Here is a 22022-nt window from a genome sequence, read left to right on the forward strand (position 1 = left end):
GTGCAAATGTACTTATGAATTCCTAATTTTCAATGGTTAAAACCAATTTACTTTCGGCATTTTGACATTTCATTTGCAACAGCAATAGCCTGAGGGTTTTCGGTTTTTTTTAATTCCGAAATTATGTTTTTGTAATTGTGATCATCCCTGTTTTGAGATAGTTTTTTTGTCGCCTGAATTTCATCAATTTCTATTTCAAAACCAAAGATTCCTCTGGCTTCACGCATTGTTTTCGCAGATAAATCTTCCAGACGAATCGGATTCTCTGAGTTGGCTTCGTATTTATCTACTAATTTTTTAAGTCCTTCGAGTGTTACAGTTTCATCCGTGATTTTAATACGGCCATAAACATGTACGGCTATATAATTCCATGTGGGTACATTTTCATGATCGTACCAGGAAGGCGAAATATAACTGTGAGGTCCTGAAAATACAGCCAAAACCTGGTCGTTTTCTGCAAAACCTTCTGCCTGTGGATTTAATTTAGAAATATGCCCCTGTAAAACCTCTTTTCCGTCAGCGTTAATTTCGAGTTCTATCGGAATATGCGTGGCACATAATTTTCCGTTGGTCTGATTGATCAGAATACCAAAACTATTCTCTTTCAAAAAAGTTTTGATTGCTTCCGGATCTTCGTTTTTATAGAGCTGAGGTGTGTACATTTTAGTTGGTATTATTGAGTTAAAAAAACTACCGAAGTAAATAGTTTCAGGTTAGTTTATGTATTTCGTGTAATTTACGATAATTCATTTAATACAGTTTTAGAAAAACAAGCCCTTTTTTTGTTCTTGACGACCGTCCTTAAGTTGCCGTTATGCCGTCACCTTCTTTGGCTTTGTTCTCTAATATAAACGGTAAAACGTCGGTCTGACTTCCTTCTGTCATCAAAACAAATATAAGTGTTTTCTTATTGTTTATTCTTCGGTATTACTGTTTTTATTATTTTGGACTTAAGAACGTATTGAGCGAATCACTATCGTTGTTTTTAATTTTGAATTAGGGTTTCCTCAGAATTAAATAAACTTGGACTGATACTTATATATAAAATAAGGACTCCAATTAAAGTAAAAGCAGCTCCTTCAATTAAACATTGTATGGCAAAGTCATTAGAAAACAAGGTTCTGAAGGGATTGAAAAAATGAGAGATTACTTCTCTTCTGAAAAATTTCAATCTCAAAAGAACGTACATTACGATTGCAACCAAAATGGTGTTTAGTGCAGAAAGTTTGTTTTTCCAGTTCAGATAAGAAATGATTAAGATTCCAAATGACAAACCATAAAAGATCCATATGTAAACGTTGGGCCAGAAATTAAAACTCTCTTCTTTTGTTGGGAAAAATCGAGTCCAGTGTTCTAGTTTTTGATAGTGAAAATGATTCTTTGCGAAGAAAATCTCATCGGCTACCGTATAAAATCGGAGTTGCATAATACCATTAACGAAGAAAATCATTCCTATTAATTGAATTAAAACAATTCGTATGTTAAGTTTTTTCATGTAGAAATTAAATTCTTAGACTATTTTTTAAATTACATTTACTTCAGCTTCGATATGAATACCGAATGTTTTGAAAACGGTATCCTGTACCGCTTTGGAAACTGCTAAAATTTCCTGTCCTGTTGCATTTCCGTAATTCACCAAAACCAAGGCCTGATTTTTATGTACTCCCGCATCTCCAAAACGTTTTCCTTTAAAACCCGCTTGCTCAATCAACCAGCCCGCCGGAACTTTTACTTCTGTGTCCGAAACTTCATAAAATTTCATTTCAGGGAATTTTTGATGGATCTTTTCGAAGTCCGATTTTAATAGAATCGGATTTTTAAAGAAACTTCCGCTGTTACCTAATTCTTTAGGGTCCGGCAATTTACTTTGTCGGATCGCAATTACAGCATTGCTCACATCCTTCAGGGTAGGTGTAGTAATGTTGTTTTTAGCTAGTTCGGCCTGAATATCTCCGTACGAAGTATTGATTTTATGATTGCGTTTGGTTAGTTTATAAATCACAGCTGTGATGATATACTGATCTTTAATTTCATTTTTGAAAACACTTTCTCTGTAACCAAAATTACAATCAGCATTAGTGAAAGTTTTGATTTCCTGAGACTCAATGTTTATCGCCTCACAAGAAACAAAAGTATCTTTGATCTCCGTTCCGTAAGCGCCAATATTCTGAACAGGCGTAGTGCCAACATTTCCCGGAATCAGGGACATGTTTTCTAACCCGCCAAAATTATTTTCAATCGTCCAAAGAACAAAATCATGCCATGTTTCACCTGCCTGACTTTCAACCCAGACAAAATCATCATTTTCTTCAATGATTTTTTTTCCTTTTAAATCAATATGAATTACCAAAGCGTCAATATCCTGAGTCAGAAGCATATTACTGCCACCGCCCAAAATGAATTTCTTCTGGTTTTTATTTTCTTGTAAAACAGTTTTCAGTTCGGCAATAGAGTGAACGGCAACAAATTGTTTTGCTTTAGCTTCAATACCAAATGTATTGTGTTTTTTTAAAGAAAAATTGGATTGAATTTCCATAAATAAAAAAGGCTTTTTTAGAGAATTAATTCTGAGGCCAAAAGTAAGGATTATAATTTATTTGAACTGCCTTTTTATTTGTTATCGAATTCTGATTTTTTCTTTACTATTGGAGATAAAACAAGGCCAATTATAAAACCGCTCAAAAGACCTCCAATATGGGCTGCATTGTCAATACCGCCGGTTAATCCCATTAATAGATTATAAGCGATAAATATTAAAGTACTGGTCATAAAAACAGTACTAAATTCTTTTGGAAATACCTCTTTTAATAGTAAAGCAAGAAATACCCCATAAAGTCCGAAAATAGCACCGGAAGCACCCACACTAACAGTTGCGTCGAACCACCATATACTTGCTAAACTTGCAAGAAGACCAGTTAACAAATAGAGAAGTAAAAATTTGGTTTTCCCTAAAACAGGTTCTAATAAAGCGCCAATAAATAAAAGTCCAAACATGTTTGATGCTAGATGGATTATTCCACCATGAAGAAATGTAGCAGTTAGGAGTCTCCACCATTGCCCATTGATTGTAGAGGGTTTAAAGTTGGCTCCCCATAGCAATAAATCTTTTCCTTCGAACTGCATAAAACCAAGACCTGAAATAACCATCATAAGAAAAACTATAATATTAATGTTTACCAAGATTGGTGTTATATAATAGTCTTCTTTTGGAAGGAGAATATCAAAGGCTTCTTTTAGGCTTTTGTTTCTGGCTTTTCCTCTGTTTTTAAAATCGTAAACCGCTCCCGTTTTTAGTTTTGCAAATAGAAGGAAAATTAACGAGATGAAAAGTCCGCCGCTTAATAGGATAAAAAACCACTCTAATTTGTCGCCATTTCTTTTCTCAAAACGTTCCTTATGGGCTTTAAAAATAATTGGTTTTTTAAAATCGTATTGCGTGTTTTTGGTAACAGCATCGTCAAAATTGTCATGATCCTTAGTTTCGCCGATCGCCTCCAGATAAGTGAAATTACTAAAATCGGTATATTTAAATTCTTGGCTTACCGTTTGTGCAAATTCGTTGTGATAATATTTTTTATCATCAGATGAAAGACTGTTGCTTATACTGTGTGTATATTTCTGTCCCAGCCAATATTCACATTCCGTTTTTGAGGTGTCTTTGGCTGTTCTGAAAATGGGTAATGTAACATAAATTTCGATATTGAAAGTTGTATTGCCTTTTCCGCTAAGAGAGGTCGTGTTTAGAACGCCAATATTTCTTTTGTCTATGTAACATCTTTTTAAAGTATAATATTTCGTTTTTTCTAATTTCTGTATTTGGTAAATATCTTTAAGGTCGGTTACTTTTCCTGTGGCGGTTGTTAAATACTCTTGGGCTGTAATGGTAGGTATGATAATTATAAGTGCTGCTAAAAAACAAATAAAAGAAGGTATGTCGTCTTTTTTAAAACGGAGTAATTTTACTCTCGGGTATAAAAAAAAGTAAATCGAAAGGCAGACTAATCCGATCGGAAGCCAGAATTTTAAAATATCTTCCTTAATAGAAAATAATTCTAGTTGGATAAAAAGGAGCCAGTGTAAAAAAGTATAACCTAGTATAGAACTTATTGTAATTAGTAAAAATGGAAGGTAGATTAATTTAAATTTTTTTGTAAAATCTGTCATTTGGTGTTTCTGAATGGGCAATTTTTGTAATGGTTTTGGGGTAACAGTAAGTTTTTTTAACTGCAGTATTTGTAAAGGCGGTGAGGCTTAGTTTTAAACCTTGAGGCCTTTGCGAAAAAATCCTTGCGAGCCTTGCGGTTAAGTAACGCTACATATCTCGTAAGCCAAGTAATTCATGGTATTTATCTGCAATCATTTTCATGTTGCTATTGTAATTCGCATTTTCCTCAACAAATTTTCTGTTCTGCAGTACAGCCTGATTTCGGGATTCCGGATTTTCAAAAGACCAAATAAGTTCTTTTGCCAGTTTTTCAACATCGTCAATTGTTATTAGCTGTCCGTTTTTTCGATGTGTGATCCAACTCTGATTTCCGGGAATATCAGAAACTACAGGATAACAATGGCAGGCCATGGCTTCAAATAAAGAAGCAGAAACCCCTTCGGTTATTGGCATGCTGATGTAGATATTCGATTGTTGTAGTAATTTTGGAAGTTCCGTATTCGGGATCCTTCCTGTAAAAACCACCTTGTTTTCTATCTGTAAGATTGAAGCTAAATCTTTCAAATAAGTCAAACGCGTACCGTCACCAACGATAGTTAGTGTGAAATCAAACCCTTTTTGGTGTACAATCGAAAAAGCTTTTAAGATGGAATCGTGTCGGTATTCCGGTTGCAAAGAACGGGTTACAATGGCTTCAATTTTGGTGGAATTTGAAGTTGAAGGAGTAAAAAGAGACAAATCAATACCTTTTGGCAGCACCAAAACTTTGCTCATGTCAACACCAATTTCCTTCATTGAAATGGTCATGACGGGTCCCCAGGCATGAATTAGATGTGCTTTTTTGAAAGCATATTTCTGAATGATTTTTTTTAAAGGCAATAAAACAGAACCCTCAGGCCATAAATCGGTTCTTCCTTGTTGTGCAATGGCGATGGTTTTGGCGCCTGATAAAGCGGCTAAAAAACCGTAACTGGTCGTTCTTTCAGCAATAACCATATCCGGTTTTTCCTGACGAATGATTTTGCGAATGGAAAGAGGAGCAAACAGGTATTCTGCAATACGTTTGAAACGGTTCAGTTTCGTATTGTTTGGAGTTTTAAGCTCCCAGGTGCAAATCTCAAAATCACCAAATTCCTTCAGGCCTTTCATCCAGGTGATAGCGTCGGCACGATAAGATTCGCCAAGAAAAAGTATTTTTCTTTTCATTCAATGCGTTTTAGCCGCGAATTTCACGAATTTTCACGAATTAATTGGTGTTAATTCGTGGAATTCGTGGTAAAAAAAATATATAGGTTTAAAACTCATTGACATTTTTTGCCACAGATTAGAAAGATTAAAAGGATTTAAATCCGTTTCAAAAAATAATCTGTGTGAATCTGTGAAATCTGTGGCAAATAAAATTAAAATTCATCCGTATCTAAAGCACGGTTGATGAATTCGTTTAAAGGTTTTAACGCAATTAGTTTTTGACTCATTTTAGCAACGAAATCTTTTTGAGCCACTTCCTTTATGTCGTATTTTTGAGAAGCTGTAAAACTTTTCAATTTTAAGAATTCAATTGCAGGGTGGTCTTTCTCATAACCACGTGGCGGGTTTTTAAGCGAATTGCTTTCGTTGATATCAAAACTGCCAAACTCTTTTTTGAAGTTTTTGTCGGATAGAATTCCTTCTAAATCATCGTGAAAAAAGGCAATCTCTTTTCGTACTTTTTTCAGATCATCCGATTCAGGGGAATAAAATCCTCCGGCAATAAAACTGGCACCTTTTTCAATGTGAACGTAATATCCGGCACGGTTTAAGCCTTTGGTTCCGCCCGATATCCAAACACCCAAATGGGCTTTGTAAGGAGATTTGTCTTTAGAAAACCGAATGTCACGATTGATCCTGAAAGTGCAATTTTTGACTTCAAGTAACTCTAATGAAGGGTCAAGTGGTTTCATTACATCCAGAAAATCACTTACCAATTGGTGGTAATCTTTTTTGAAAACTTCGTATCTCTTTTTGTTGTCCTGAAACCAATCTCTGTTGTTGTTGGCTTTTAGATCGTCTAAAAATTGCAATGATTCTTTCGTTAGCATAGTCGGGAGTTTATTGCAGTTGTTTTTTTAAGTCCTGTTCGCTGATGAAACCTACGTTTCTCCATTTGACTTCTTTTTTCTCGTATAAAAACATAGTTGGAAGTTGGTCTATTTTCATTTCTGTAGTCAATGTTTTGTTTTTGTCCACATCAATTCGAATAATGGTTACCTGATCTCCCATTTCCTTTTGCATTTTCAATAAGTACGGTTCCATTTGTTTGCAGGGACCACACCATTCAGCATAAAAGTCTACTAAAACTTTTTTATCTGTATTCAGTAATTTATTAAAATCATCCTGAGTCATTCCGATTTGAGCGGTTGATGGTTTAGATAACCCTTCTGCGTTCCAGCTCATGATTCCGCCTTCTAATTCGTATACTGTCGTAAAACCTAATTCGTTTAGTTTTGCAGCCGCTTTTTTACTTCTTCCACCACTTAAACAATAAACAAAAACAGGTTTTGATTTGTCGTAAGTTGCCGCTTTTGTAGCGAAATCTTCGTCATTCCAGTTAACATTTATAGCATTGTCTATGTGTTCAGATGCAAATTCATCAGGGGTTCTAACGTCTAAGATTTGAGGGTTTTCGGTCGTTTTTATTTTTTCTGCAAATACTTTCGGGCTGATTTCCTCAAAAGAGTTTGTCTGTTTTTGGTTGCAAGATGTAATGGTAAATACGGTTAGTAGCAGTAATGTTGAAAAGAATTTCATGGGACTTGATTTTTAAAATAGTACCGCTAAAGTAATGATTTTTCATTTTTGTATTCTGAATGAAATCATAAATTAAAGATCTTGTAACTCTGATGTGTCGATTTTACGATTGTTTCAGTGCGTTCCGGATGCGTATCAGAAATAAAAAGTTGACCAAACGTTTCACTGTTGACCATCTCGATGATTTTTGCAACACGACTTTCATCTAGTTTGTCAAAAATATCATCAAAAAGCAAAAGCGGTTTTACACCACTCTGTTTTTTCAGAAATTCAAACTGAGCTAATTTTAAAGCAATCAAAAAGGACTTTTGCTGTCCCTGTGAACCGAATTTTTTGATCGGATAGGAGTCAATTTCAAATGACAAATCATCTTTATGCACACCGGCACTTGTGTAATGTAAAGCACGATCCTTATTGATGGTTTCCTGTAAAAGAGTCAATAAGTCTTTTTCAAACAAATGACTTTCATAAACCAGCTGTACCGTTTCTTCAGAGCCGGTTATCGATTGATGGTGTTTGTTGAATATAGGGATGAATTGTTCCAGGAAGTCTTTTCGTTTTTCAAAAATAGATTTTCCAAAAACATTTAATTGCTCATTATATATAGATAAGGTATCGTTGTCAAAAACGTGATTGAGCGCAAAATACTTTAACAGTGCATTCCGCTGTACAATTATTTTTTGATATTGTATAAGTTGCTGCAGGTAAGTGCTGTCTAATTGCGAGATCACACTGTCCATAAATTTACGACGTGTTTCACTTCCTTCCACAATTAAATCGCGATCGGCAGGTGAAATGATTACCAAAGGAATAAATCCGATGTGGTCGGAGAATTTATCGTAAGCCTTGCCGTTTCTTTTTAAGATTTTTTTCTGCCCTTTTTTTAAGCTACAAACAATTTGTTCCGTTCTGTCGTTTTTCTCTAATTCCGCATCAATTACAAAAAACTCTTCACCATGTTTGATGTTTTGCACGGCCAAGGGATTGAAATAACTTTTTCCGTACGCCAAATGATAAATAGCGTCGAGTACATTCGTTTTTCCAATTCCGTTTTTTCCAACAAAACAATTAATCTTAGTGTCGAAGTCAAAACTGACTTCGGAGAAATTTTTATAATTGAATAAAGAGATTTTGTTTAAATGCATTTTTAAGCTCTAAGGATAAAATTGGTTGTTCTGTAGCAGTACTTTTTCTTTCAGATTCGTTTTTTCTGCCTCCGATTTAAAAGAACGGGTTTGTTAAAACTTCTTTTTGGTCTTTTTAAATCAGTGTTAATTGGTAAAATCTGTAGCAAAAACAATAGTTTGAGCTGAGATAAGCCAGGTTTGGAAACCATAAAATTTGAGGGTGCAAATTATCGAAAAATATCGATATAAAAGACTTTTAGTACTTTTGAGGATGAATTATTTTGTTGCTGAAGTGGAAGGACTTAGGAGAATTGAAATTATTTTTTCTAAAATAGTGATAAAATTGATTTTTTTTACGTCGGTTTCAATAAAAATTTTATTTTTGCCGTTCACTAAATTAATTTTAAATGGCTACTTACAATAAAAGAGGATATAAAGCACCAAAAGAAAAGGAAGTTAAAGAAGTAAATGAGGAACAACAAGTAATCATTGACGAGAAAGACAGTACAACAGCTGGTGTTTTTTCTAAGTTAGATGAAACTGCTTCTAAAACTGAGGATTGGGTTGCTAAAAATCAAAAAATCATTATTGGTTTAGTTGCCGGTATTGCGGTTGCGACAATTGGATATTTGGCTTACCAAAAATTTATTGAAGCACCTAAGCAAGATGAGGCCGCAAACGAAATGTTTGTTGCTCAACAAAATTTTCAAAAAGCAACAGACGGCGTAGCTAGTGATTCTTTATACAAATTGGCATTAAACGGTTCTGAAGGGAAATTCGGATTTGTGAAAATTGCTGACGAATATTCTGGAACTGATGCTGGAAACCTAGCAAACTACTATGCAGGTATGGCTTATTTGAATACAGGTAAATTTGACGATGCTATTAAATATTTAGGGGACTTTAAATCAGAAGATTTGATTTTAAGTGCTTTGGCTAAAGGAGCAATCGGAGATGCGTACTCTCAAAAAAATCAACAAAAAGAAGCTTTAAGCTATTATGTAAAAGCGGCTGAATCTAATAAAAACGATTTTACAACACCTCGTTTCTTGCTAAAAGCCGGTAAAACTGCTTTGGCTTTAGGTCAAAAAGAAGATGCTTTAAAGTATTTTACAGACATCAAAGAAAACTTCGATGCAACTCCGGAAGCTGCTTCTGTTGATGTATTGATTGGATTAGCGCAATAAAAATATTAGAATGTAGATTTTAGATTGTAGATTTGTATTTCAGAATCTGAAATCTAAAGTAAAATCTAAAATCTTAAATATAAAGATGGCTACCGAAAATAAAAATTTATCAGAATACGATAAAAACACAATCCCAAATGCGAAAGACTTTCGATTTGGGATTGTTGTTTCTGAGTGGAATGAAACGATAACAGAAGGACTTTACAATGGTGCATTTGATGCCCTGGTGGATTGTGATGTTCCGGCTCGACAAATTATCCGTTGGAATGTTCCGGGAAGTTTTGAACTGATTTATGGCGCAAAAAAAATGCTTCAGACCCAAAATGTTGATGCCGTTATCGTAATTGGATGTGTAATCCAGGGAGAGACGAAACATTTTGATTTTGTGTGTGAAGGCGTAACACAAGGAATTAAAGACTTGAATGTTCAAACAGATATTCCGGTTATTTTTTGTGTTTTGACTGATAATACCATGCAACAATCTATTGACAGAAGTGGCGGAATTCACGGAAACAAAGGAACAGAAGCGGCAATTGCAGCTATAAAAATGGCCTATATCCGTCAACAAGCCTCTATGTCACATCCGTTCAATCAGCCTTTGTTATCTTCAGGTGCACTTCAAATTGAAGAAACACAAAAAAAGATAGAGAAAAAATAAAACACAATCGTTTTAAAAATACTAAAACCTATACTGTGTAAAAATAGTATAGGTTTTTTGTTTTTTTTATGAGTTTAGATGCTCTGAATCACCATCAAAATTCATTAAATTTGTACACCTTGGTTTTTAAAACCAGATAAAATTAACAATATCAATCTGAGATTTTGCAGTTGGCTGAAATCGAGGACAGAACCTTAAACCCAAATTTCTTAATGTCGAGTATTATTCAATTACTTCCTGATCACGTTGCTAATCAAATTGCTGCTGGAGAGGTGGTTCAAAGACCCGCTTCTGTTGTAAAAGAGCTATTAGAAAATGCTGTTGATGCAAAAGCAACCGACATTAAGCTAATTATTAAAGAGGCCGGAAAGGCGCTGGTTCAGGTTATTGATAATGGTATGGGAATGAGTGTAACCGATGCACGTTTGTGTTTTGAACGTCATGCAACTTCTAAAATCCGTCAGGCCGAAGATTTATTTTCGCTGCATACCAAAGGTTTTCGTGGAGAAGCATTGGCTTCTATTGCGGCAATTGCGCACATGGAAATGAAAACCAAACAAGATCAGGAAGAACTGGGAACGCATATTGTTATTGAAGGCAGTAAGTTTGTTTCTCAGGAAGTGGCTGTTCTGCCAAAAGGGACTTCATTTGCTGTTAAGAATTTATTTTTTAATATTCCTGCCCGACGTAATTTCTTGAAATCAGATACGGTTGAATTTCGCCATGTTATGGATGAGTTTCAGCGTGTAGCCTTGGCGCATCCTAATATTCATTTTACTTTTTATCATAACGGCAGCGAATTGTATAATTTGCCGGCTGCGGGATACCGTCAGCGAATTGTAGGGATGATGTCCGGTAAAACCAATGAAAAATTAGTTCCGGTAAACGAAGATACAGAGATTATAAATGTTCAGGGATTTGTTTGTAAACCTGAATTTGCTAAGAAAAACAGGGGAGAGCAGTTCTTTTTTGTAAACGATCGTTTTATAAAAAGTGGTTATTTGCACCACGCTGTAATGGCGGCTTACGACGGACTTTTGAAAGACGGCTCGCAACCCAGTTATTTCTTGTACCTGCAAGTTCCACCAAATACAATCGATATCAACATTCATCCGACCAAAACAGAAATCAAGTTTGACGATGAACAAGCGTTGTATGCTATTTTAAGAGCGTCAATCAAACATAGTTTAGGGCAATTTAATGTGGCTCCTGTGCTTGATTTTGATCGGGATTCTAATTTAGATACGCCTTATCATTATAAAGATTTGGAAGGAGAAACGCCAACCATTCAGGTAGATGGCACTTTTAATCCGTTTACAGACGACAAAACCAATCAGCATTACTCTAAATCCAGTTCAGGATCTGGTTCTTCCGGTAGTTCAGGTTCAGGATCGGGTTCGTACTCCTCTGGTTCAAGTTCTTATTCCGGATATTCTAAAAGAGTAGAGCCTACCGCAAGTTGGGAAAGTTTGTACGTTGGTTTAGAGACGGAAAGTATAGAAAGCTCTCCTTTTACTTTCGAAAATGAGGAAGTTACTTCGTCTTTGTTTAATGACGAAGATGTAGAGCAAGCCATTCAGAAGACTTATCAAATTCATAAAAAGTATATCGTTTCTCCTATAAAATCGGGAATGGTTATTGTCGATCAGCAACGCGCACATCAGCGTATTTTGTACGAGCAATTTTTGTTGAATATGACGGTAAATCAAGCTTCCAGTCAGCAATTGTTGTTTCCGCTGGATTTGTTTTATTCGTCAGCAGAAATGGAATTGATCGAAGAATTGAAACCTTCCTTAGAAACAACCGGTTTTGTTTTTGACGCAGCAAAGGCGGATCATATTGTGATTTCCGGTATTCCCGTGAATATTACAGAAAGTGAAGTTTCGCTTGTAATCGAACAATTGTTAAGTGATTTGCAAGACGGAATTCCGGCAAGTAGTTACAGTCAGAATGATACTATTGCCAAATCAATGGCTAAGAGTTTAGCGGTTAAAACCGGGTCTTATTTAACCGAAAAAGAACAGGATAATCTAGTTAACGGATTGTTTGCCTGTAAAGACCCCAATATTTCACCTTTTCAGAAACCTACCTTCATCACCATGCGTGTTGAGGATATAGATAAAAAGTTTGCCTTATGATGAACATGACTCCCGTAGTAAAACAGTTATTGATAATAAATATTATCTTTTTTATAGGATCGCAACTTGTCCCGATTTCTTATGACTATCTCGCGATGTTTTTTCCTGAAAATCCGGATTTTAGAGTTTGGCAGCCGATAACACATATGTTCATGCACGGAAACATTATGCACATTGCTTTTAATATGATTGCAATGGTGTCTTTTGGTTCGGCTTTGGAGCATTTTTGGGGTGCTAAGAAGTTTTTGTTCTTTTATATTTCCTGTGGTCTGGGATCTGCTTTATTGCATACAGCCGTAAATTATTATTCTTTTCAGGATACAATGAATGTTTTAATAGCAAATGGTTATCACAAAGAAGATATTATTAAGATTTTAAGTGAAGGGAAAATAGATACAAGATGGCAGGATTTAGTCTCCGTTTCACAATTTAATGGCTTTACCAGTGCTTATATTGGAACCGTTGTTGGAGCGTCAGGAGCTATTTATGGTTTATTAACGGCTTTTGCTTTTATGTTTCCTAATGCAGAACTGGCATTGATGTTTATTCCAATTCCGATTAAAGCAAAGTATTTTGTTCCGGGAATTTTGGCTGTCGACTTGTTTTTAGGATTTAAAGGAAGCTCATTGTTTGGAAGCGGAGGTACCGGAATAGCGCACTTTGCTCACATTGGTGGTGCAATAACCGGTTTTTTAATGATGTTGTATTGGAAAAAGAATCAATTTAATAAGAATCGTTGGAATTAATTTTTAATTTTAATATCAAAAAAATAGAAACTTAAAAAGGCTTTTATGAATATTCTGGATGATTTAAAATTACAGTATAAATTAGGAGGTATCGCCATGCGTGTTATTTATTGGAACATTGCTTGTTTTATGATCTCCTTGGTGTTCTTTTATCAATTTTCAGTCGGACAATTTGCCTTTCCGGGTTGGTTGGCTTTGTCATCAGACCCTCAGGTTTTTTTATTTAAGCCCTGGACCTTTTTAACGTATGCCTTTTTTCATGATGGATTTTTCCATTTGCTGTTTAATATGATGGTGCTTAATTTTGCCAGTAATTTGTTTTTGACCTTTTTTACGCAAAAGCAATACTTGGGATTGTACCTTTTAAGTGCTGTTTTTGCCGGAGTTGTTTTTGCCTTAAGTTATTATTTCTTAAATAGTGCCGCATCTATTGTCGGGGCTTCGGCAGCAATTATGGCGATTTTAGTGGCTACAACAACCTATCAGCCTTTAATGAATATCCGTTTGTTATTGATTGGAAATGTGAAACTTTGGCACATTACGGCAGTCATTTTAATTTTAGATTTAATGCAATTCCGCCTTGGGAATATGGGTGGACATATTTCGCACTTAGCAGGTGCTGTTTTTGGTTTTATTTTTATTAAATTGCTTCAAAATGGTACTGACTTGAGTATCGTGGTTTCCAAAACAATAGATTTTTTCTCTAATTTGTTCCGAAAATCGCCTACAACCCCTTTCAAGACGGTGCATAAGAATTATAAAAAACCTACAGAAAAACCGATTTCGAAAATTGTTACGAAAGACAAAACGCAACAACAAATTGACGAAATTTTGGATAAAATCAGCCAATCCGGCTACGATTGTCTGACCAAAGAAGAAAAAGAATTTTTATTTAAAGCAGGAAAATAATCCTTGTAATAAAGAAAGCATGCAAAACCTGTCGTGGTTTAATAAATTGATGTTCTTTTTGAATATAGTACTTACTGTAGTGACATTCAGCATCTATATTTTACCTTTTTTGGCGCCCAAGAGTTTTCCGCTTTTATCGGTTTTAACGCTCTTTATGCCGGCCTTTTTTGTGTTGAATGGGTTCTTCTTTGTCTACTGGGCAATTCAGTTTAAAAAACGTCTTATTTTATCCGGCTTGGTATTGCTGACGGGAATTACCTTTATCAGTAAATTTTATAAATTCTCTGCTAAAGACTATGTGAAAACAGAAAAGGATTTCTCTGTAATGAGTTATAATGTTCGTCTGTTTAATGTTTTTAAGTGGCTGGATCGTGATGATGTTCCTTCGAATATTAAAGCTTTTATTGATGAGAAAGATCCTGATATTCTCTGCATTCAGGAGTATTCTAATTCGGCTCACATTGACTTAAAGGTCTATCCGCACCGTTATATTTTTATTGACGGCAATCAGATCAAAACAGGGCAGGCTATATTTTCTAAATTTCCGATTCTGTATCAGGGGAATATTATATTTCCTAAATCGGACAATAATGTAATCTATGCCGATATAAAACGTGGTAAAGATGTGATTCGTGTCTACAATATGCACTTGCAGTCGATTAAGATTTCACCCGATGTTAATGATATTTCAAATAATATAGATAATGTAAACCAGGAGAAGTCTCAGTTGATTTATACCCGAATCAGCAAAGGATTCAGACAGCAACAAGAGCAGGCTGAGATTTTTAAGGAAAATATTAAACAATGTAAAAACCCGATTATTATTTGTGGCGACATGAATAACAGTCCTTTTTCGTATGTATACAGAAGTATAAGAGGAAAATTAAAAGATACTTTTGAGGAAGCAGGCGAGGGGTTTGGTGCGACCTATAAATTCCGCTATTATCCGGCGCGAATCGATTATATTTTTACTGACAGTAAAATAAAAGTAAAACAATTCGAAAGCTTCTCTGATTTCGAAAACTCCGATCATTATCCTATTATGACGAGGCTTTCAATGGAATAAGACTACTGTATCTTCTGAGTCTTCAAATAATCCACAGCAAATTTCCCTTCATTAAAAAGCAAATCCAATACACTTAAGTTGTTGATGAAACCATGTTTGTCGTCAAACACCTGAGGGTATTTTTCGAAGGTATTAGCGTCTTTTTTTCCGTTTGCTAAGTATCTGAAACTTTATTTTTTTTAGGAATTTTCTTAGTTTTTATTTTGCAAACTTACTTTAAATTCGTATATTTAAAAAATTAATAGTATTATTAGTATGTTTTTATAAGAGAATTAATTTCAATTTTTTTTCTTCCATGTATTATTGAACAATATTTAAAGTGATGCTTTGGTCAAATCTGAGGAATTGAATTGTAGTACATTAATTGTAAATGTTTCCTAGGTTCATTTTTAGGAAACATTTTTATTAAACCTATATAATGACTTTCAATGAATTTAAATTTTTCTATTGTGTTTTTCTTTGTACTGATAAATTGCTTCTCTCAGAATAGTAGTGCAGATATCGGCGGGAAAATTTTTTCTGATAAATCAGCTTTAATAGACGTTATAATTGAATTAAAAAGTAGTAAGCTTTCGAAATTTGCAATAAGTGATAAAAAGGGTTTATATAAATTTTCTAATATAACTGCTAAAGAGAATGATACTTTGTTTCTAATAGTAAGTAAACCGGGTTATAAAACCTATTATCATAAAATTGAGAATCTAAAAGGAGATAATAATATTTATCTTGATAGCGATGAACCAAAGGAACTGAATGAAGTAATAATTAAATCTGAATCACGAATAGTACACACTGCCCGAAAATCGATTTATAAGATTGATTCAAAAGATTTTTTAAAAAATGCGAAAGCTGGAGAGGTTTTAAGTACCGTCCCAAATGTCTATTTTAATAAAATTGAAGAGAAGGGAATTGTGGATGGAGTGCTAAGCGCTAAAATTTTTATTGATGGGATAGAAGCAATGTCAAACGAACTGCAAAATATTGCTGCAATTGATATTGATAAAGTTGAAGTGATATCAAATCCATCATCAACACTATATGGTTCGGAGTTTTTAGGGGCTATAATAAATGTTATCACTAAAAAAAGAACAGAAGAATTTATAAAAGGAAGCCTTGGAGGTACTGTCGGTGCAGTTAATGATTATTGGTCTGTGAACCCCGCTTTTACTTATAAAAAAGGAAGGTTTGCCTTGAGATCTAATTTTAGATTTTTGAATAACGATAATAACATCGATTTTAAAACTATTAGAAATGACGAAGAAGGTGTTTTTTTTCAGGATAATAGAAATAAATCAAAAGGAAATCAGGCGAATTTTAATACGCGAGCAGGTATTAAATTGTCAGAGAAATCAAATATTACTTTTACGAATGCATTTTCCGGATATAAGTTTAAAAGCATCGCGAACGGATTATCAGTGGCGAATGATGAAAAGGTTGAACTTTTTACGAAAAAAGGAAAAGAAATAAATAGTCAATGGAATTTGGCCTCAGTTTTCAGTCATTCTCTTAAAGAAAACACGACTTTTTTCGTAAAAGGGGCTTATTCAATCTATAAAAAAGTGGATGATAATATATTTGATTATGAGCATCAAGGCTTAAAATACTATGATGTTCGATCTAAGAATAAGGAGCTATCAATTGCATTGGATCTGGAAGCAGAGAATATGACTTTTTTTAAAAAAAATATGAGTTTTTATTCTGATCTGAAATTTATTAATAGAGACTATACTTTTTTTGACAGTACTTATTTTCTAAATCAAAAAGTTGTCGATGCTTCAGTAGAATTAGATACGGATTGGTCTGGTAAGATTTCGACAGAAATAGCTTTGACTTTTGAAAACACTAATAATAGTAATAATGTTTTAAACCAGAACTATAACTTAGTACTGCCAACATTTAATGGAATTTATCATTTTCAGAATACACTGGATGCTAAATTTAGTTATTCCAGAAAAGTTTTACGGCCGGATGCCAGTGACTTGAATAATAGTATTATAGTGATATATCCGGGATTAGCAAAACAGGGTAATGAGAATTTAGACCCGGAATTAAGAGATTATTATTCATTGACTTTTAGTAAATCAATAAAGTCAGATAGTTTTTCAATAAAATTTTATCACGAATCTATCAATAATGCAATAGCAGAGGTGTACAGAAAAGAGGGTGAATTATTGATTCAAACACTTGACAATGCTGCAAAGTATAATTCATCAGGCTTTAATGTGGGAGTGAAAACAAAATTGTTTAAAAAAATAATGACTAATATTAATTCAGGCTTTGATTATAATGTTTACGAAGACAATAGCGAAATGGCGGTAATCGAAAAAAATAGCGGCTTTACTTTTAGAGGAAATATAAATTTAAGTACGAAGTTTTTACAAGATAAAATTTCGGTTTCCTTTTCAGGGAGGCAAGATGGCCCTAATTATTCCTTATTGTCAAAGAGAATAACAGAACCCTATCTTGATTTTAATATTAGCACAAATCTATTAAAAGACAAGATAAACATTAGTTTATATGGTAGAAACTTGCTGGGTAAATCAGCTAGTGGATTTACCGATATAAGTAATAATGGTAATTTTTATCAAAAAGTAGAAACTACAAATAATTCAAGAAATTTGTTGCTGATTTTAACTTATAATTTTGGCAAGAAATTCAGCGACAAAATAGATTCTCAGGATATAAATAATAATGATGTGAGAAGGTAGCTTTTAGATCTTCTGAGTCTTCAAATAATCCACAGCAAATTTCCCTTCATTAAAAAGCAAATCCAATACACTTAGGTTGTTGATGAAACCATGTTTGTCGTCAAACACCTGAGGGTATTTTTCGAAGGTATTAGCGTCTTTTTTTCCGTTTGCTAAGTATCTGAAGTCGGTTATGTTTTCTGCTTCGTGAAAGTACTCTGTTGTTTTGCCGAATTCAATTTTCATTCGAAGACATTTGGTAACAATCTCGAATACTTCAAGGTTTAAATCCATTAAAAAAGTATGCTTTTTTTCAAAAACAGGAAGAATGTCATCTTCAAAAAATTCAAAAAAGGGAGAGCTTCTGTACGCTGCTTCCAGAGATTTAAAATGTTGTTTCTGCCAGTCAAATTCATTCTCTATCAAAACCTCTTTGGTTTTTTGATGTGCTGCTTTTGAATGTTTAACAGGGATGTTTAGTAACTGTATCCCGTTTGGACTGTAGATATAAGTACGGTTACGGTTGGTTTGTTTCTGGAAATTATCTTCCATCTCAAAAGTAATATTTTCAGATTGAGCCATAACTGCAAAGTGGCTGATGGACGGAAAATAGGTAGGAAGTAATAAGGAATTCATTGTTTTGTGTTTTTGTTTAAAAGTTTCAGGTTTCAAGTTTCAGGTTTCATGTTCTTAAACAAAACCTGAAACTTGAAACCTGAAACTAAAAAAACTTCTATTTATGCTTTGTTTTCTTTTCTTTTTCTCCAGAAAAAATCTCCAACAAAATAAGCTGCCAGTAGAATTAAGAAGTATTTAAAGTAAGATTGTGGTTGTCCTTCGCCATCTACGGTTGTGAAAACGCGATCCCAACGAACTTTATTAATCCCTTTTCCGTTGGTATCCCAGCTCATCCAGATGAAAACGGGTTTACCTACAATGTGATTTTCGGGAACGTAACCCCAATAACGGCTATCTTCAGAGTTGTGACGGTTGTCCCCCATCATCCAATAATAGTTTTGTTTGAAGGTATAAGTTGTAGCCGGTTTTCCATTAATTAAGAACTGGGAACCTTTTATTTCTAAGGTGTTTCCTTCGTAATTAGTGATGATTTCTTTATAAAAAGGCAACGATACATTGTTTAAAGCAACTGTTTTTCCTGCTTCCGGAATATAGATTGGACCAAAATTGTCTTGACTCCATTTGTCGATATGTGGAAAAATAGCATTGTCGTTTCCTCTGTCGATTTCTCTTTTTACTGCGGTAACTCCAGGTGTGTTTTTTATTCTTTCAGCGCTGGCTTCGGTCAAAGCGGCAAAATAAAGCGTATCTCTTTTCTCGCTTTTAAAACCGGCACGGTCTGTAATATCTAATTCTCTTAGTAATGATTCAAAGTCTATTGACGTTTTTCCATCCAACGCAACAGCATAAGAATATTGAGGTTTAGCTCTTTCCGGTAAAACTAATTTTTTTCCGTTGATGAAAACCAAACCGTCTTTTATTGACAGACTGTCTCCCGGAATACCAACACATCTTTTTACGTAATTCGATTTTTTGTCGATTGGTTTGATGACTCCTGGTCTTCCTTTCGGTTCGTAGAAATAATGTACGGTATCAGCAGGCCAGTTAAAAACGACAATGTCACATCGTTTGATTTTTTCTAAAGCCGGTAGTCTGAAATACGGCAATTGTGGCCATTTCAGATATGATTTTTGCTTTGTTAAAGGGATAGAATCATGAACCATTGGTAAAGCTACCGTTGTCATTGGGACTCTTGGACCATAATTTACTTTGCTTACAAATAGAAAGTCACCAATTAATAATGATTTTTCTAACGAAGAAGTTGGAATCGTGTAAGGTTGTACAATATAAGTATGAACCAGTGTCGCTACTATGATCGCAAAAAGCAAAGAGCTTACCGTGTCAGCTGCTTTATTTTCGGGAGTTAATTTTCTGTCTTTTGTGTATACTAACTTCTGAGTGTGGCTTACATAATAGATATAGAATCCTAAAGTAAATATTCCCAAAACCGTATCTAAAGTGGTTTTTTTACCAAATGTTCTTAAGGTTTCCACCCAAACAACCGGAAACATAATCAGGTTGATGATAGGAATAAAAAGCAATAAAGTCCACCAAGTTGGTCGGCCAATTATTTTCATTAAAACAATAGCATTGTATACCGGAATTGCAGCTTCCCAACTTTTTCTTCCGGCTGCCTGATACATTTTCCATGTTCCTAAAAAATGAATAACTTGTACGGCCAGGAAAAAAATAAACCAAAGATATAGTGTCATAATATTTTGTTTTAAGTTTAAGGTTTAAGAAAAATTAGGCCTTAAACGGTAAGTAGTTTATTTTAAATTTAATACGTCTTTCATACTGTAAATACCTTTTTTACCGGCTAGCCATTCCGCAGCTATAACGGCTCCAAGAGCAAAACCTTCACGGTTGTGGGCAGTATGTTTTAATTCGATGCTGTCAATAACTGAGTCATAAGTTACGGTGTGTGTGCCCGGAACCTCTCCAATTCTTTTTGCTTCAATAAAAATTTCATTTGCTTTTGCTTCCTCCATAGTCCAATTGGTATAGGTGCTGTTTTCAATAACCCCTTTGGCTAATGAAATGGCAGTTCCGCTTGGAGCATCCAGTTTATGAGTATGGTGAATTTCTTCCATCGTAACTTTATAAGAATCAAATTGAGCCATTATTTTGGCTAAGTATTCATTCAGTTCGAAAAAGACATTTACACCTAAACTAAAGTTAGAACTGGAGATAAAACCACCTTGTTTTTCGTTGCAAAGAGCTTCCATTTTATCGTAATGTTCTAACCATCCTGTTGTTCCTGATACTACCGGAACATTAGAGTGAAAACAATTTGTAATATTGTCAACGGCGGCAGCGGGAACGCTAAAATCGATCGCAACATCTGCTGTTGAAAGTCCGTCATAGGTATTGTTTTCATCTTTCTTTAAAACAATCTCATGACCTCTTTCTAAAGCAATTCGTTCGATTACTTTACCCATTTTTCCGTATCCTAAAAGAGCAATTTTCATTTGTGTATTTTTTGAATTTTAAATAGAGGTGAAGTCTATTAAAAGGTGTAATTAAAAGTTAGTCCTACATTTGGTCTGAACGTTACATCGTTGGGATAAATTTCGGGACGCATCGATAGTCTTTCATTCACATTAAATTGAATCAGAGCCGCATCGACATTAGCATCGATGATATTCAAAACATAAAAACCTACAATAAATAAGGCAGATAAGTCTCTGTTACGCTGATAGAATTTCTGTCCGGCGATAAGCCTGCTGTCATCCAGATATCTATAGTCGTCATCGGTTTTACCTTCCAGACGACTTTTGTAAGCGTCACGGTAATCGTGGTATTTTTTATTGTTGTCTATATAGAAATATAAACTGGTACCAATTGCTCCGTAAACCAATGGTATTTTCCAGTATTTTTTATTGTAAGCCTGACCCAGACCCGGTACTATTGCAGAATAGAATGCTGCTTTTGCAGGGGTTAGCGGATCAATTTCTTGTAACTTGGTTGTGTCTTTAACGACCAAAACCGTGTCTTCTTTTGCCTGAGCAAAAAGAGATACGGTTCCTGTGAGAAAGAACAATAATCCTATGGGGACAATTTTATTCACTATCCGTTTATTAATTTTATAATTCTGTTAAAGTCGGCCTCGGAACTAAAAGGAATTGTGATTTTTCCTTTTCCGTTATTGGCAACTTTTATGTCAACTTTCGCGCCAAAATAATCATTGAAAGTGCTTTTTTTAGTTTCTTCGACTTCAAAAGAAGATTCCGGTTTCGGTTTTCCTTCTGCCTGTGGCTTTAAACTTTCGTGGTAGTTTTTTACCAAACTCTCTGTTTCACGAACAGATAAATTTTGACTTACTATTTTTTGATAGATATCGGTCTGAATGTCTAAATCTTCAATGTTGATGATTGCTCTACCGTGTCCCATACTGATAAAACCATCACGAATACCGGTCTGGATAATCGGATCTAATTTTAAAAGACGTAAATAGTTGGCAATTGTAGAACGTTTTTTTCCCACACGTTCACTCATTTGTTCCTGAGTCAATTGAATTTCATCAATTAAACGCTGGTAAGAAAGAGCGATCTCAATAGGATCTAAGTCATGACGTTGAATGTTTTCAACCAAAGCCATAACCAATGATTCGTTGTCATTCGCAATACGAATATAAGCAGGAACCGTATTTAAACCCACTAAAGTCGAAGCGCGCAAACGACGCTCTCCGGAAATTAACTGGTATTTGTTGAAATCTAATTTTCGAACAGTAATAGGTTGAATTACGCCTAGTTCTTTAATAGAAGTGGCTAATTCGCGTAATGATTCTTCGTTAAAATTACTTCTTGGTTGAAATGGATTTATTTCGATAGCACTTATTTCAAGCTCTATTATATTTCCAACAACTTTGTCAGCATTTTTGTCTTCTACTGAGGTAATGTCGTTTTCCGGATCTTTTAATAAGGCTGATAATCCTCTTCCTAAGGCTTGTTTTTTAATTGCTTTTGTCATA

20 protein-coding genes and 1 pseudogene are annotated in these 22022 nt (G+C 34.5%); 7 read left to right on the top strand and 14 right to left on the bottom strand.

Features of this window, described 5'->3' with window-relative positions; genetic code table 11:
- Positions 1-47 precede the first annotated feature (47 nt).
- The 8 genes from ACHRV5_RS14400 to recF form a co-directional block, all read right to left on the bottom strand.
- A complete protein-coding gene (locus ACHRV5_RS14400; RefSeq protein ID WP_047774083.1) occupies positions 48-662 on the bottom strand; it encodes an FMN-binding negative transcriptional regulator in 615 nt (204 codons plus the stop codon).
- 323 nt (positions 663-985) lie between these two features.
- Entirely contained in the window at positions 986-1495 is a 510-nt protein-coding gene (locus ACHRV5_RS14405) for a hypothetical protein (protein WP_395427231.1), read from the bottom strand.
- Positions 1496-1522: 27 nt separating this feature from the next.
- Positions 1523-2536, bottom strand: a complete 1014-nt coding sequence (gene murB, locus ACHRV5_RS14410; protein ID WP_395427232.1) for a UDP-N-acetylmuramate dehydrogenase — start codon at positions 2534-2536, stop codon at positions 1523-1525.
- 74 nt (positions 2537-2610) lie between these two features.
- Complete coding sequence (locus ACHRV5_RS14415) at positions 2611-4164, bottom strand: rhomboid family intramembrane serine protease (RefSeq protein ID WP_395427233.1); 1554 nt, start codon at positions 4162-4164, stop codon at positions 2611-2613.
- Between the two features lie 148 nt (positions 4165-4312).
- Positions 4313-5371, bottom strand: a complete 1059-nt coding sequence (locus ACHRV5_RS14420; RefSeq protein WP_395427234.1) for a glycosyltransferase family 4 protein — start codon at positions 5369-5371, stop codon at positions 4313-4315.
- Between the two features lie 194 nt (positions 5372-5565).
- A complete protein-coding gene (locus tag ACHRV5_RS14425) occupies positions 5566-6243 on the bottom strand; it encodes a DUF2461 domain-containing protein (protein ID WP_395427235.1) in 678 nt (225 codons plus the stop codon).
- Between the two features lie 10 nt (positions 6244-6253).
- Positions 6254-6952, bottom strand: a complete 699-nt coding sequence (locus tag ACHRV5_RS14430; protein WP_047774071.1) for a thioredoxin domain-containing protein — start codon at positions 6950-6952, stop codon at positions 6254-6256.
- A gap of 65 nt (positions 6953-7017) precedes the next feature.
- Positions 7018-8097 (bottom strand): DNA replication/repair protein RecF, encoded by a 1080-nt coding sequence (gene recF, locus ACHRV5_RS14435; protein ID WP_047774069.1) that lies wholly within the window; start codon positions 8095-8097, stop codon positions 7018-7020.
- A gap of 389 nt (positions 8098-8486) precedes the next feature.
- Between recF and ACHRV5_RS14440 the strand changes: the two genes are divergently transcribed.
- From ACHRV5_RS14440 to ACHRV5_RS14465, 6 genes are all read left to right on the top strand, one after another.
- Complete coding sequence (locus tag ACHRV5_RS14440) at positions 8487-9266, top strand: tetratricopeptide repeat protein (protein WP_047774067.1); 780 nt, start codon at positions 8487-8489, stop codon at positions 9264-9266.
- An 85-nt stretch (positions 9267-9351) separates the two neighbouring features.
- Complete coding sequence (ribH, locus tag ACHRV5_RS14445; protein WP_047774065.1) at positions 9352-9924, top strand: 6,7-dimethyl-8-ribityllumazine synthase; 573 nt, start codon at positions 9352-9354, stop codon at positions 9922-9924.
- A 212-nt stretch (positions 9925-10136) separates the two neighbouring features.
- Positions 10137-12062, top strand: coding sequence for a DNA mismatch repair endonuclease MutL (gene mutL / locus ACHRV5_RS14450; RefSeq protein ID WP_395427236.1), 1926 nt, complete (start codon positions 10137-10139; stop codon positions 12060-12062).
- A complete protein-coding gene (locus ACHRV5_RS14455) occupies positions 12059-12808 on the top strand; it encodes a rhomboid family intramembrane serine protease (RefSeq protein ID WP_395427237.1) in 750 nt (249 codons plus the stop codon). The genes mutL and ACHRV5_RS14455 overlap by 4 nt, the downstream gene beginning before the upstream one ends.
- A gap of 45 nt (positions 12809-12853) precedes the next feature.
- The gene (locus ACHRV5_RS14460; protein WP_047774061.1) at positions 12854-13717 is read left to right on the top strand and encodes a rhomboid family intramembrane serine protease; all 864 of its coding nucleotides are present in this window, start codon (positions 12854-12856) and stop codon (positions 13715-13717) included.
- A gap of 49 nt (positions 13718-13766) precedes the next feature.
- Entirely contained in the window at positions 13767-14783 is a 1017-nt protein-coding gene (locus ACHRV5_RS14465; RefSeq protein WP_395427350.1) for an endonuclease/exonuclease/phosphatase family protein, read from the top strand.
- A gap of 2 nt (positions 14784-14785) precedes the next feature.
- On the opposite strand, the pseudogene ACHRV5_RS14470 reads toward ACHRV5_RS14465, so the two are convergent.
- Positions 14786-14950: pseudogene (locus ACHRV5_RS14470) on the bottom strand (WbqC family protein); the annotation flags it as partial.
- A 261-nt stretch (positions 14951-15211) separates the two neighbouring features.
- Here ACHRV5_RS14470 and ACHRV5_RS14475 point away from each other — a divergent pair.
- Complete coding sequence (locus tag ACHRV5_RS14475; protein ID WP_395427238.1) at positions 15212-17491, top strand: outer membrane beta-barrel protein; 2280 nt, start codon at positions 15212-15214, stop codon at positions 17489-17491.
- Between the two features lie 3 nt (positions 17492-17494).
- Here ACHRV5_RS14475 and ACHRV5_RS14480 read toward each other — a convergent pair whose 3' ends face one another.
- From ACHRV5_RS14480 to ACHRV5_RS14500, 5 genes are all read right to left on the bottom strand, one after another.
- Entirely contained in the window at positions 17495-18106 is a 612-nt protein-coding gene (locus ACHRV5_RS14480; protein WP_047774457.1) for a WbqC family protein, read from the bottom strand.
- A 101-nt stretch (positions 18107-18207) separates the two neighbouring features.
- On the bottom strand, positions 18208-19761 hold the full coding sequence (gene lepB / locus ACHRV5_RS14485) for a signal peptidase I (protein WP_230003150.1): 1554 nt from the start codon (positions 19759-19761) through the stop codon (positions 18208-18210).
- A gap of 57 nt (positions 19762-19818) precedes the next feature.
- Complete coding sequence (gene dapB, locus ACHRV5_RS14490) at positions 19819-20520, bottom strand: 4-hydroxy-tetrahydrodipicolinate reductase (RefSeq protein ID WP_047774053.1); 702 nt, start codon at positions 20518-20520, stop codon at positions 19819-19821.
- A gap of 38 nt (positions 20521-20558) precedes the next feature.
- Positions 20559-21119: a DUF5683 domain-containing protein gene (locus tag ACHRV5_RS14495; RefSeq protein ID WP_047774051.1), complete on the bottom strand. Its 561-nt coding sequence runs from the start codon at positions 21117-21119 to the stop codon at positions 20559-20561.
- Positions 21119-22021 (bottom strand): ParB/RepB/Spo0J family partition protein, encoded by a 903-nt coding sequence (locus ACHRV5_RS14500; protein ID WP_047774049.1) that lies wholly within the window; start codon positions 22019-22021, stop codon positions 21119-21121. Before ACHRV5_RS14500 ends, ACHRV5_RS14495 begins: the two co-directional genes overlap by 1 nt.
- Between the last annotated feature and the right edge of the window lies 1 nt (position 22022).

Source organism: Flavobacterium sp. FlaQc-52 (assembly GCF_044007495.1).
Classification (GTDB): Bacteria; Bacteroidota; Bacteroidia; order Flavobacteriales; family Flavobacteriaceae; genus Flavobacterium; species Flavobacterium cupriresistens.